7 protein-coding genes are annotated in these 13201 nt (G+C 71.0%); all 7 read right to left on the reverse strand.

Annotation, left to right across the window (positions count from 1 at the left end):
* Positions 1–3: 3 nt before the first annotated feature.
* Complete coding sequence (locus SLW56_RS01365; protein ID WP_320694248.1) at positions 4–717, reverse strand: hypothetical protein; 714 nt, start codon at positions 715–717, stop codon at positions 4–6.
* Positions 714–6050, reverse strand: a complete 5337-nt coding sequence (locus SLW56_RS01370; RefSeq protein ID WP_320694249.1) for a DNA repair ATPase — start codon at positions 6048–6050, stop codon at positions 714–716. The genes SLW56_RS01365 and SLW56_RS01370 overlap by 4 nt, the downstream gene beginning before the upstream one ends.
* A 122-nt stretch (positions 6051–6172) precedes the next feature.
* Complete coding sequence (locus SLW56_RS01375) at positions 6173–8173, reverse strand: hypothetical protein (RefSeq protein ID WP_026143208.1); 2001 nt, start codon at positions 8171–8173, stop codon at positions 6173–6175.
* Positions 8170–8850, reverse strand: coding sequence for a DUF1449 family protein (locus SLW56_RS01380; protein WP_017912820.1), 681 nt, complete (start codon positions 8848–8850; stop codon positions 8170–8172). Before SLW56_RS01380 ends, SLW56_RS01375 begins: the two co-directional genes overlap by 4 nt.
* Positions 8851–9083: 233 nt before the next feature.
* Complete coding sequence (locus tag SLW56_RS01385; RefSeq protein WP_010342993.1) at positions 9084–9746, reverse strand: phosphoribosylanthranilate isomerase; 663 nt, start codon at positions 9744–9746, stop codon at positions 9084–9086.
* Positions 9743–10516 (reverse strand): tRNA pseudouridine(38-40) synthase TruA, encoded by a 774-nt coding sequence (gene truA / locus SLW56_RS01390; RefSeq protein ID WP_295908737.1) that lies wholly within the window; start codon positions 10514–10516, stop codon positions 9743–9745. Before truA ends, SLW56_RS01385 begins: the two co-directional genes overlap by 4 nt.
* A 217-nt stretch (positions 10517–10733) precedes the next feature.
* On the reverse strand, positions 10734–12845 hold the full coding sequence (locus SLW56_RS01395) for a FimV/HubP family polar landmark protein (RefSeq protein WP_320694250.1): 2112 nt from the start codon (positions 12843–12845) through the stop codon (positions 10734–10736).
* Positions 12846–13201 lie beyond the last annotated feature (356 nt).

Consider the following 13201-nt stretch of genomic DNA (forward strand, 5'->3'; position numbering starts at 1 on the left):
GGCTCAGCGCAGTCTAGCCCGCATGGCCTGCAGTTCGGCCAGGATGTGTTGCTGCGCCTGTGCGGCGCGGGCCACGTGGTCCCTGCCCTGCGCTGCCTGCGGCGTGACGGCGGCCTGGCGCCAGGCCGGCAGCAGCACGTCGCGGATGTTCCTGTAGCGTTGCAGCAGGTGCTCGCCCTGCTGTTGCAGCAACCGCCATTGCGCCGCTTCCAGGCGCCAGGCGGCGGCGAGGCGGCGCAAGTGGTCGAGTCGCTGGTTCCAGGCCTGCGCCAACGCCGGGTCGGGCGTCGGCGCCGCGGCGATCCAGCGCTCGAGCGCGGCCACGCCGGCCTCGGCGACGCCGGCGCTTTCGGCATATGCCTGGCCCGCGTGCCGCAGCGCCTGGGCATGCGCATCGGCCCGCAGCAGGACCACGCCCAGTTGCGCCTGCAGGGTCTCGGCCTCGGCCTGGCGCTCCAGGTCGCGGCCGAGCAGACGGCCGAGCAGGCTGCTGTCGCGGCGGATCCGCCGCGGATCGCGCGCCTGCAGTGCGTGCTGGATGCGCTCCAGCTCCTGCACCAGTGCCGCGCCGGCGTCCGGCGCGGCGGCGCGCGCGGCCAGGGCCTGTGCGACCGCCTCGAGCAGCGGCGCCGCGTAGCCGGACGCGACCTGCGCGTCGTTCGCCGCGGGCGGCGACACCGGCGGCTTGGGCAGCGCAGGAGCGGCGCGCGCGCTCACGCAGGGCCGGGTTCGGGATCGTCGCTGCGCGCGGCGCCCGCGTCGCCATAGAAATGCCGCGCCAGCGCTTCGTCGAGCTGGCGTTCGGCCAGCGTGCGCGGCCGCCGCACGCGCGGCTCCGCTTCCGGCGCGGACGGCTCGCGCAACGACGCGCGCAGCGCCTCTGCCAGCGCGGTCAGCGCCTGCCCGGCCTGCGCCTGTCCCTCGTGCGAGCGCGCGAGTGCGTCCAGCAAGAGCTGCAGCGCGGGCGTGACCGATGCTTCCGTCTGCGCAGGCGCGGCCGGCGTGGCCGGCGGCGCTTCGCGCTCGCGTTCGGCCAACACCTGCCGCAGCAGCGCAAGAAGTTGCTCCCAGCGTGCCGGTTCCGGACTCGGCTCGGCACGCAGCCCCTGCAGGCCGCCTGCGATGTCCGCCAGCTGCGCCACCATGCGCCCGCCGACATCGGCCTCGTCGGCGCCCATCGCCTTGTTGCGCAGGAAGTCGCGCTTGATCTGGTCCCAGCGCGCCTGTTCCTCGGCGCCCATCGCGCCGCGCAACTCGGCCAGCTTGAGCAGGTTCTCCTCGGCGCCGCTGGTCAGCAGTTGCGCCTCGCCCAGGTAGTGGTCGGAGATCAGCTGCTGCAACTCGGCCTCGTTCATCACCGGCGAGACCTTCTCCGCCAGCTTGTTCATGTTGCGGTAGCTGCCCTGCAGCCGGAACGGCGGCTCGGTGCGGTAGCGATCGTCCTGCGCGGCGCTGGCGATGTACTGCTGGTTGACCTTGTACACCACCTCGCGCACGCGCAGCAGGCGCTGCAGCGTGGCCACGATCTCGTTGATCTCCGCGCCGCTGTAGGCATGGCTGAGCGCGTTGCTGGAGATCTCCTTGCCGCGCGCGCGATCCACCAGCAGGTACAGGTCCGCCAGCTCGCGCGTGGCCAGCGGCGCGAGCACCGGATTGGAGGTGAGCGCGTTCTCGATGTAGCTGAGCAGGAACGCCTCCTCCATGCCGCCGAGCACGTCACCCAGGTTGTAGATGTCGGCGCGGTTGGCGAGCATGTCCGGAATCTTGAACACTTCGCCGGACTCGGTGTACGGATTGCCGGCCATCACCACGCAGAACTTCTTGCCGCGCATGTCGTAGGTGCGCGTGCGCCCCTTCCACACGCCCTCGATGCGGCGCGTGCCGTCGCACAGCGAGATGAACTTCTGCAGGAATTCCGGGTGCGTGTGCTGGATGTCGTCGACGTACAGCATGGTGTTGTTGCCCATCTCCAGCGCGAGATTGAGCTTGAGCAATTCCTGTCGCGCGGTGGCGTCCGGCGCCTGCGCCGGATCCAGCGAGCGCACCGCGTGGCCCAGCGCGGGACCATTGATCTTCATGAAGACCAGGCCGAGCCGGCTGGCGACGTACTCCATCAGCGTGGTCTTGCCGTAGCCGGGCGGCGAGATCAGCATCAGCATGCCCATCAGGTCGCTGCGCTTGTTCTCGCCGACCGTACCCATCTGCTTGGCCAGGTTGTCGCCGATCACGCCCAGGTAGACCTCATTGATCAGCTTGTTGCGCACGAACGAGGACAGCGGCCGCGGCTTGAACTCGGACAGGCGCAACTGCTCGCGCTCGCGGGCGATGACCTGCTGGCGCAGTGCCTGGTACTGGCGGAAGCCGGGCACGAACACCTGCTCGTGGTGGCGCAGGCGCGCCAGGAAATCGTCGATGGCCAGGCGCAGGCGCCCGCCTTCGATGCGCGGATGTTCGCCGAGCAGGCCCTCCACCGTGGCCATCAACGCCACCTCGCTGGCGCGGCTGCGCAGCCGCGGCGCCAGCAGCGCGATCGCCACCGCCTCGGGCGCGTAGCCGGCGTGGACCGCGAAGCGCGGATCGTGGCACAGGCCCTGCACCCACTGGCTGGCCTGCGTCCAGGCAGCGCCGAGCTTGCCGCGCACGCGTTCCAGGCCTTGCTCGAACTGCTCGCGCAGCCCGGCCTCGGCCAGCCGCGCATGCAGCGCATCGAGCAGTTCCCGCGCATGCCGGCTGAACGGAAAAGTCGGTTCGCCCTGCGCCAGTTCGGCCGCCAGGTAGGCGGCGGCCGCCCGCGCCTGGGCGGCATCGAACGCAAGCCCTGCGTCCTCGGCGAAGCGCTGCATGGCCTGCGCCATCTCGGCCTGCAGCGCGTCGCGGCCGTCGCGCGCGCCGAACAGGCGCGCGATCGCATCGACGCCGGCCTGACGCGCGACCCACGCGGCCACCTCCTCCTCGCGCTGGCGTTCGGCCCAGAACGCCAGCGCCAGCGCGCGCGCGGCCGGGGCGTGCATCAGCGTGCCCGCGGCCTGCTGCAAGGGCAGCAGCGCCTGCAGGATGCGCGTGGCGTCGTGGTCGTGGATGCCGCGCTCGTAGCCCTCGCGGTAGCGCGGCGCGGCGAAGTCGCGCACGCTGCGCGCCAGCGCGTCGGGTGTGGCCGCCAGTTGCGCCAGCGCATCCAGGCTCAGCCCCTCCTCGCCCGCCAGCGCCGCTTCCAGCATGCGCCCGGCCAGGTATTCGCCGCGGTACAGCGTGGGCGATTCCGAATCCAGCGTCACCTGCCAGTAGGCGCGGGTGGCGTCCAGTGCGGCGTCCTGCAGCGGCTCCAGGTAGTCGGTGCCGGTCAGATGCAGCGCCAGTCCATCCTCGCGCGGCAGCAGGGTCAGGTCCAATGCTTGCGTGTTGACGCTGAAGCGGTGCCGCGGACCCAGCCGCACCACGTTGCCGCCGGCTTCGAACAGCTCGCTGCGGTCGCGCAGCGCGCGCACCGCCTGGTCGCGCACGCCCTTCAGCCGCGCCTCGACGTCGTCGGCCTTGACGCTGTCGCGGTAGCCGCGCAGCCGCTCGGCCAGCTCGCGCAGCTTGAGAATCAGCGGGTCGCCGGCGAAGAAGGCGTTGAGTTCGTCGGCATTGGCGAAGCGCTCGGTGCGCCGCGGCAGGCCGTCGAGGATGCGCGAGGCCGCGTCCAGCAAGGAGCGCGCCTTGCGCTGGCGGTCGTCGAGCAAGGCCTGCTTGTGCGTCTCGAACGCCTCGACCAGTTCCTCGCGCTTGCTGAGGATGTCGCCGAGGAACTGCTCGTGCTCGCCGAACTGGCTCTCCAGTTCCTCCAGTTGCACCATCAGCCGCGAAAGCTGCTCGTCGGCGCGCTCGGGATCGGTGGACAGCGCCAGCGCGCTGGTGATCGCCTGGCCGAACAGCGCGAACTGCGCACCGAACTGGGCCACGGTCTCGGCCGAACCCAGGCTCTTGCGGCGCTGCTCGGCACGCGCACGCGCCTGGTTGAGCCGCGCGTAGACTTCGGACAGGGCCTCGACCACGCGGGTGCGCTCGGTGGCGTCGTCGACCTTGAGCCCGGCCATCAGTTCCGACAGCAGGTCCAGGTCGGCCGACATCGCCTGCATCGCCTGCACCTGCTCGGACAGCGCGCGCGCGGTCGCCGCCACCTGCGCCGCCGCGTCCAGCTCGGCCAGGCGCGCGTGCAACGGCGCCAGCGCGCTTTCGCTGCCGAGGAAACGCCCGGTGGCGGCGCCGACGGTGTCGTGGGCCTGCTGCAGCGTCGCGCCCATCGCATCGATCGCATCGGTGTCGATGTAGCGGTACTCGCGGATGGTCAGCAGATGGCCGCGCTGCGCGGCGATGGCGTTGAGCGGTTCGACGAACTCCTGGATGCTGTTCCAGTTCTCCGGCTGCAGCCGCGCCAGCAGCGCCTTGTGCGCGGCCGTGGCCTCGGCCATCGCCTGGTCGGACTGCTGGCGGATCGACAGCACCTTTTCGTATTCGTCCAGCACCGCCTCGCCGGTGGCGCTGATGCCGCGCAGCACGCCGGCCAGGTCGCCGCAGTGCGCGTCCTCCAGCCAATGGTGCGCGTCGAACAGGCGCCGCGCGTCCTCCACCAGCAACTGGTAGCGCTGCACCGACACCTCGTCGCGGTCGATCGCGCGCGCCAGCCCGAACAGGCTGGAGATGCCGCGCACCAGTTCGGCATTGCCGATGCGACCGAGGAAGGTGTTGCTCGGCGGGCGCCTGGCAGCGAACTCGTCGCTGCTGAAGGGAGTCTGCCAGACCTGCATCGGATGGATCCGGGTCGGCTCGCTGCCCTCGGCATGGAACAGCACCATGCGCCCGTCCTGCAGCAACGCATAGCCATGGCCGAACACCGGGTTCTGCAGCGCGCGGCGGATGGTGTTGTAGACGAACAGCGCGGACTTGCCGCCCTCGCGCTCGTAGAAGATGTACAGCACGTCCTCGCCGTTGGGCGAGCGGATCGCGCGCTTGAACTGCATCCCGTCCATCGCCGCGTCGAACGCCTTGTGATCGCCGTTCTGCAGGTAATAGCCGCCGGGAAAAATGATGCCGTGGTCCTCGGGCAGCTGCACGCAGGCCTGCACGATGGCATCGTTGCGCACGATGCGGCCGCTGAGCGTGTTGTAGATCAGCCCGCGCAACTGCGTCTCGCGATACGGCAGCACCTTGAGCAGGACCAGGCTGCCGACCCGCGCGAAATCGAACTGCGCATCATCCAGCGACTGGGTCTTGTCCTCCACCGGTTCGCTGTAGATGCCCTGTCCGGTCTCGGTGTTGTTCTCGACCTTGATGGTCAGATCGCCGCCGATGGTCTCCACGAACAGGGTATCGAGGATGTTCAGATGCGAATGGCGCCCGTTCACCGCCATCTCGCGGGTGGCGCGGGTCCATTCGAAGTCGAACGGCGGCGGCAGCGCGATGTCGCGTTCGCCGCGCGCATCGATGTAGGTGAGCGCGCCGTCGCTGTCCTGCGCCCAGCGGAATACGCGCACGTCGCTGCTGCGCTCGCCGATCTGGAACGCCGCCAGCAGCTTGCCGCCGATGACGATCAGTTGCAGCAGCCGGGCGTGCTTGTAGTAGGCGTACAGCTCGCCGAAGTCGTGCACGAAGCCGGCCTGGCCGAGGAAGCTGCCGGCCAGGTCGATCGGGCTGACGTCGTAGCCGTCGGCGCCCTCGACCAGCCGGTACAGCCCGAACACGTCCTGCACGCGGGTCTGGTTCTTGAGCCCGAGGAACACGTTGTAGCCGAACAGCAGCAGGTCCGGCCCGACCTGCACGATGTCGCGGCCGACGCAATTGTGCTCGGTGCGGATGCGGAAGCGGCCGTCCACCTCGAGACGGCTGTCGCCGAACTCCTGCAGGCGCTGCCGGTTGAGCGCCTCGACCGCGTCCTGCAGCCGCGCGCCCTGCTCGACCAAGCGCTTGCGCAGCACGTCGTAGGCGCCGCCCTGGGCGACCGCCTGGTCGACCTGGCTGGGCGCGTCGCCCTCGGGCTGGGGATCGGTCTGGGGTTGGGGAGGTGTTGCCATCGTCGCGGCTCCTGCCGGCTTGCGGGGGATCGGCGCATCGCGCCGCGCGCCCGCCACGGGTTGCGACGACGCGCCACCGTCGCCGGCCGCGCGCCGCCTGCGCACTCAGTCCAGTGCCGCGCTCAAGGCTCGGCGACGGGCAGTTGGCCAGCCGCGTCCGGCGCCAGCCGCGACGGCGCCGCCGCGCCGCGCTGCACGCCGAGATAGCGCTGCATCAGGTCCTGCACGATCGGGCTCTTGTCGGCCAGGCCTTCGATCGACTTGCCGAGCGAGACCGCCTTGATGAGGTTGTCGAACATGCCGCCGTCGCCGCCGACCAGGTCGATGTCGGCATTGCGCAGGGCGCTGGCGATGACCTCGGCGTTCTCCTTGGACACTTCCTTGCCGGCCTCGATCGACGCCAGCGCCTGCTTGAGGCTGTTGTCGAGCAGCATCCGGAATTCCTCGTGGCCGCGCGCGCTGTCGCTGAGCGCGCCGATCGCCTCGAACTTGCGGGTCAGGCCGTCGGCCTCGGCCAACAGGCGCTTCTCCACCACCACCGCCTCGGCCATGCCGATCGACTCGGCGGCGCTGGCCTTGGCCTTGCCCATCTGCTCTTCGCCCTGCGCCTTGGCCTGCAGCGTCTCGGCCAGCACGCGCGCCTCGTTGCTGCCCTGCTTGAGGCTGGCATCGGCCTTGGCCTCGATCACCCGCGCCTCGGCGATACCGACCTTCTCGATCGCCAGTGCCGAGGCCTCCTTGACCTGCGCGTCGGCCAGACCGGGCGCGGCCTTCTCGGCGCGGATGCCGTCGGCGAGCAGCTTCTTGGCTTCGGCCTGCTTGCCGGCGGCCTCGTGTTCGGCCTGCGCCAGGGTGGTCAGTTCGACCGCGCGGTGCTTGGCCGCGGTCTCGCGCGCCTGCGCGTCCTTGACCTGGCGCACCAGCAGTTCCTGCGCCTTGGCCTCCGCTTCCAGGATCGTGACCTGCTTGAGCCGGTCGGCCTCGGCGACCTGGCGCACTTCCTTGATCCGCTCCTCTTCCTGCGCCACGGTCTTGTCGATGGCGATGCGCTCGCGGGTGATGTTGGCCACGTCCATCTTGCCGTTCTCGACCACCTTGTCGCGCTCCACGCCCTGCAGCTGCACCTCGCGATCGGTGGTGACCTGCTCCAGCTGGCGCGCGCGCGCGACCCGCTCGACCTCGATGGCCACCGCGCGCTGGCGGTTCTGTTCGGCCACCTCGACCTCGCGCAGGCGGTTCTGCTCGCGGATGTCGATCAACTGCTGCGCCTCGATGCGCGCGTTCTCCGCCAACTGGCGCTGCTCCTCCTGCACCTTCAGCGTCTCGGCCTGCTCGCGCGCGCGGATCGTGTCGACCTCGCGCTTCTGCCGCGCCTCGGCCTCGGCCTGCTGCCGCTCCAGCGCCAGCATCGCCTCGCGCGCCTCCACGTTCTTCTTGGTGATCGCCAGCTTCGCGTTCTGCTCCAGCTCGTTGGTGACCACGTTCTGGGTGCCGGTGAGCTCGGTGATCTTGCGGATGCCCTCGGCGTCGAGGATGTTGTGCGGATCCAGCAGCGCCTTGGGCGTCTGCTCCAGGTAGTCGATCGCCACGTCCTCGAGCACGTAGCCGTTGAGGTCGTTGCCGATCACCGCGATGATCTCGTCGCGGAACTCCTGGCGCTTCTCGAACAGCTCGGTGAACTCGAACTTCTTGCCCACCGTCTTGAGCGCCTCGGAGAACTTGGCGTTGAACAGTTCGTCGACCGCGTCCTTGTCCGAGGCGCGGTCGGCGCCGATCGCCTTGGCCACGCGCAGCACGTCGGCCTGGGTCTCGTTGACCCGCAGGTAGAACGCCACGGCGATGTCGGCGCGCATGTTGTCGCGGCAGATCAGCCCTTCCTTGCCGCGGCGGTCGACCTGAAGGGTGATCAGGCTGATCCGCATCAGCTCGGCGCGGTACAGCACCGGCACGATCAACGCGCCGGTGAAGTGCACCTTGGGCGTGGCGCTCATGTCGTTGACGATCAGCGCTACGCCCTGATCCACCTTGCGGTAGAACGCGCGGAACAGGCCGGCCAGCCCCAGCAGCAGCACCAGCAGGATGCCGACGCCGATCAGAAACGGCGCCATCGTCGCAAAACTCATCGGTGGATCTCCTTATCGCCCGCAATCAGGCTGTGTGGAAACGGCAAACCCGGCAGATCCTGCTCGCGGGCGATCAGATAGTGGTTGTGCGCCTGCACGTAGTCGACCAGCACCACGCGCTCGCCGCGCGGATAGACCTGGCCGGCCTGAGCACGCACCTGCAGGACCAGGCCGGCGCCGCCATCGTCGACGGTGGCGTAGCCGGAGTCCGCGTCGGCACGCGGCGAGGCGACGACGCCGACCTTGCCGAGCAACGACGTCTGCGCCACCGGCCGCAGCCGCAGCAACAGCCGGCGCAGCGGCCGCAGCATCCAGGAGGTCAGCGGCAGCGCAGGCAGCAGGGCCAACAGCGCCACGCCGCTGCCGATGCCCCAGCGCAGGCCGGCCGGCAGGGACTGCAGCAGGAACAGATGGACAAAATAGGTGCCGAGCCAGCCCCAGAACGAGAGCAGCGCCACCACCAGCATCACCGGCGCACCGCCCAGGCCCAGCCGCGCGAAGACGGCGGACACGCCGTGCAGGCCATGGTCGGCGCCGTCGACATGCAGATGCCCGTCGGGCGCGGCATGGTCGCCGATGCCGAAGGCGGCCAGCGCCCAGTAGAGCGCGGAAAATGCCAACAGGATGCTGTACGGCAACGTGGGAAATCCCAGTGCGACGTTCAGGAACTCGGCCATCCCCTCATCCTTGCTGTGCCGTGACGGCGTGCCCCATCATGGGCACGCGTCATCCCGCCGGCCTGCGCGCACGGCGCGCGGCGGACCGCCGGCAGGTTCTAGAGCCGGATGATACGTGAAAGTCGCGGCGGTTGGCCCGCGGCGCGGGCCGAAGCGGCGGCACCTGCGGCGGCCGGCGCCGGCCCGGACCCGGCAGCGGGCTGCTCCCGGCGGCGCGTGCCAGCCGGCCGCGCTCAGCAGTTGGTGTTCAACTCGTGGCAGTCGGCGCGGCGCACTTCCTCGACGAACTTGCGCATCTTGTGGCCGTCCTTGATCCCGGGCTGGCTCTCGATGCCGCTGGACACGTCCACGCCCCACGGCAGGGTGCCGATGATCGCGTCGAACACGTTGTCGCCATTGATGCCGCCGGCGAGCAGGAACGGCCGGTGCAGGCCGGTCGGCAGCCGCGACCAGTCGAAGGTCTTGCCCGAACCGCCGCTTTCGCCGGGCGCGTGGCTGTCGAACAGGAAGCCGGCCGCGTTCGGATACTGCAGCTGCAGGGTGCGCGCATTCACCTCGCCGCCGCCCATCGGCACCGCCTTCAGGTACGGCAGGTTGAAGCTGCGACAGAAGCCGTCGTCCTCGTCGCCATGGAACTGCAGCAGGGTCGGACGCACCGTACGCAGCACCTCGCGCACCTCGTCCTTGGGGTTGTCGCGGAACAGCGCCACCACGTCCACCATCGGCGCGGCGGCCTGGCGCATGGCCCGCGCCTCGGCCGGCGCCACTCGCCGCGGGCTGCCATGGGCGAACACGAACCCGATCGAATCCACGCCCAACTCGCCTGCCAGGCGGATGTCGCCGGCGCGGGTCATGCCGCAGAACTTGATGCGGGTGCGATACAGCGTGCGATTCATAGCGTGACCTCGTCCGGAAGCGTCCAGTGGGCGGGATAGAGGGGACCGACGAACACCAGGCCCTGCGGCGGTGCCGTCGGACCAGCGACGCGGCGGTCGCGTCCCGCGAGCAGTTCGCCAATCCAGGACGCCGGCTTTTCGCCCGTTCCCACCATGACAAGGGAACCAACGATATTGCGCACCATGTGATGAAGGAATGCATTGGCCTGGACCTGGATCTCGACCAGCTCGCCGCTGCGGGTCACCGCGATCGACTGCAGCTCGCGGCGCGCGTGCAGGGCCTGGCACTGCACGCTGCGGAAAGCACTGAAGTCCTGCTCGCCCAGCAGCGCCTGCGCCGCCGCGTGCATGGCCTCGGCCTGCAGCGGCCGCCGCTCCCAGCTCAGGGTCTGCCGGTACAGCGCCGGGCGTACCTGGCGGTTGAGCAGGCGGTAGCGATAGCGGCGCGCGCGGGCGGAGAAGCGCGCGTGGAAGTCGTCGGCCACCGGCACGCACCAGCGCACGCAGACCGAGGGCGGCAACCGCGCGGTGGCGCCCAGCATCCAGCCGCGCGCCGGGCGCGGCGCGTCGCAATCGAAATGCACCACCTGGCACTCGCCGTGCACGCCGGCATCGGTGCGGCCGGCGCAGACCACGCTCACCGGGGCGTCGGCCACCGACGACAGCGCCGCCTGCAGCGTCGCCTGTACGCTGGGGCCACCGCTCTCGCCGAGTTGCTGCCAACCCTGGAATTCGCTGCCGTCGTACTCCACGCCTAGCGCGTAGCGCATGGCGACCTCCACTGCAGTGCGGCATCGGCGCCGGCGCGCGCTGCGGCCGACGCGTGCATGGGCCAGCGCGGGGCGCCTGCAACGCCGCAGCACTGCATCTGCCAGTCCCGGAACGCGCCTTCGGCGTGCGCCCGCCGCCCAGGGACACGCTGCCGCAGGGCCGTCCCGCTCCAGGCCGGCCGGCCGCGGCGAGCGCGCCGCGCGCCGCCTGCTGCCATCAGTCCAGCCGTCCCAGCAATTGCAGCGCTTCGGCGCGTGCGGCCGGATCGCCACTGGCCGCGACCTCGGTCAGCAGGGTACGTGCCGTCTCGTTGTCGCCCAGATCCATGTACGCCACCGCCAGTTCCAGCCGCTCGCGGCCCGCCGGCGGATACGGCGACGGTGCTTCGGCCGGGGCCGGGGCCGGGGCCGGCGCGGCAGGCTGATGCCAGGTCGGCTCCTGCCGGCCGCCGCCGGCGTCCTTGTCGGCATGGGCGTCGCCGCCCGGCACTGCGACCACCGGCGATGGCTGCCGCCACGGCGCCTCGGCAACCGGCTCGGCGGCCGGTGCGGCCTCCGGATGGGCATCGGACACGCCAGCGGAATGGTCGTCGTCGTTGTCCGCGGACAGCGGCGCATCGGCCGGCGCCTGCCGCAGCGACTGCTGCGCCAGCACCCGCTCGAAGGCGTCGTCGTCGAGTGCGGTGTGGTGATCGGCGTGATCTGAGTGATCGGCGGCAGCGTGGTCGAGATGGTCGGCGCGCTCCCACTCTTCCAACGCCTCGTGGTCGCGGGCGACCGCCTCCTCCTCCGCCAGCGGCTCGGCCGGTTCCAGCGGCGGCAGTTCCGGCGCATCGACATCGCGGTGCGCGACCACCGGCACCGCGGCGCTCGCCGCCAGCGCGGCATCGTCGTCGCGCGGCAACGGCGGCAGCGGCGAGGGCTTGCGCCGGCGCGACAGCAGCCAGGCACCGAGGCCCAGCACCAGCAGGCTCAGCCCGCCCCACAGCCACAGCGGGAACCCGTCATTGGCCGGTGCCTGGGCGGCCGCCGCGGCCGGCGCCGCCTGCCCGGCCTGGGCCAGGCGCTTCTGCGCCGCGGCCAGGTCGCTGTCCTTCAACGCGATCAGTTGCTGCTGCTGGGCCTTCAGCTTTTCGAGCTGCTCCACCCGCGAACGCAGTTCCTGGACCTCGGCATCGCGTGCCGCGAGGTCTTCGCGCGCCTGCTGCAATTGTTGGGCTGCCACCATGTCTCCTTCGTCGCCGGCACCGGTGCCGGACTTGGTTCCCGCCTCGCGGCGCGTCGCCGGCACCGCCGGTGCGATTTCCAGGCGTGCGCCAGCGGCGGCGGCCGGCTTGGGCGCAGTCTGCGCCGTCGCCGCGTCCTGCTGCGCCTGTGCCGGCTGCGGCACCGGCGCACGCGCCTGGCGCCATTGCGCCGCCTGTTCGCGCACCACCGCCTCGGCGGCGGCGGCATCCAGGCTGGCCAGATCCTCCTCGCGCGGGGTGCGCAACACCGCGCCCTGCTTGAGCAGGTTGAGATTGCCGCGGATGAAGGCGTCCGGATTGGCGCGCAGCAGCGCGACCATGGTCTGGTCCAGCGAATGGCCGTTGCCGCGCGCCAGTTGCCCGGCGATCTGCGACAGGGTCTGCCCGGCGCGCACCGGCGCCAGCGCATCGCCGGGCGCGGCCGCGGGGGCCGGCGCCGGACGCGGCGTGGCGGCCGGCCTGGCGCTTGGCGTCGCCGGCGTGGCGGCGGCGGCAGGCGCTGGCGCCGCGGTGGACGTTTCGCGGGCGATGCGGTCGGACGGCTGCGCCGCGGCCGGCGCATCGATCGCCGGTGCATCGATCGCGGCGGCGGTGTTGGGCGCATCGATCAGCGCGGAGTATTCGCGGATCAGCCGCCCCTGGCCCCAATCGACCTCGATCAGGAAGCTCAGCGACGGCACGTCGACCGGCATGCGGCTGCTGACCTGGATCACCGCGCGGCCCTTGCGGGTCTGGCTGAAGCGGAACTGCAGATCGCTGACCAGGCCCTGCGGGCGCTCCAGCCCGACCCGCGCGAAGGTCGCCGGCGAGGCCAGCGCCACCCGCGCCCGCTCCAGTTCGCCCGGCTCGTTGGAGATCACCGGGATCTCGGCCAGGAACGGCTCGCCCGGCTTGGACAGCACGCGGATATCGCCCAGGCCCAGGGCCAGCGCGGCCTGGCTGCAGGCCAGCAACAGCAGCGCCGCGGCGGCGCGACAGACATGGCGCAGCCCGCGCACGGCGGACACCGCATCGCCGCGACGGCGACGGAACAAACGTGGTTGTAGGCGCATCCCGCCCCTGCCCCTTGGAGTCATGTCCATCAATATATATGAAGCGGGGATTGGGGATTTGGGATTGTGGATTCGTTGCGCGCACTGCAGCGGCGGCGGGGTCGAATTGCGTGGGTTGGCGCGCAATGCCGACGGAGCGCTGGCGTTGTGGTGGGGAGCAGGTGTGGGAAGGGATTCAGCCCGGACACTGGGTCGGTAAAGCCCGTCGGGACTGAAGTCCCTCCCACACGGGCGCCGCTTGAGCTGCGCCATCCGGCACGACGCAAATGCTGGACACGACAACGGCCAAGGCATGCGCCACTGGCCGTTGCGTGGTTGCCTGGAGATAACGCGCTCCGCAGCGCCGAAACGGCGCTGCGGGGCTCTTACGAATCCCCAATCCCGAC

This window comes from Xanthomonas sp. LF07-6 (assembly GCF_034105445.1).
Taxonomy (GTDB): domain Bacteria; phylum Pseudomonadota; class Gammaproteobacteria; order Xanthomonadales; family Xanthomonadaceae; genus Xanthomonas_A; species Xanthomonas_A sontii.

Excerpts from the sequence above, each read along its gene's own strand:
- SLW56_RS01370 (WP_320694249.1), bottom strand. The coding sequence starts at position 6,050 with ATGGCAACACCTCCCCAACCCCAGACCGATCCCCAGCCCGAGGGCGAC.
- SLW56_RS01375 (WP_026143208.1), bottom strand. The coding sequence starts at position 8,173 with ATGAGTTTTGCGACGATGGCGCCGTTTCTGATCGGCGTCGGCATCCTG.
- SLW56_RS01380 (WP_017912820.1), bottom strand. The coding sequence starts at position 8,850 with ATGGCCGAGTTCCTGAACGTCGCACTGGGATTTCCCACGTTGCCGTAC.
- SLW56_RS01385 (WP_010342993.1), bottom strand. The coding sequence starts at position 9,746 with ATGAATCGCACGCTGTATCGCACCCGCATCAAGTTCTGCGGCATGACC.
- truA (WP_295908737.1), bottom strand. The coding sequence starts at position 10,516 with ATGCGCTACGCGCTAGGCGTGGAGTACGACGGCAGCGAATTCCAGGGT.
- SLW56_RS01395 (WP_320694250.1), bottom strand. The coding sequence starts at position 12,845 with ATGGACATGACTCCAAGGGGCAGGGGCGGGATGCGCCTACAACCACGT.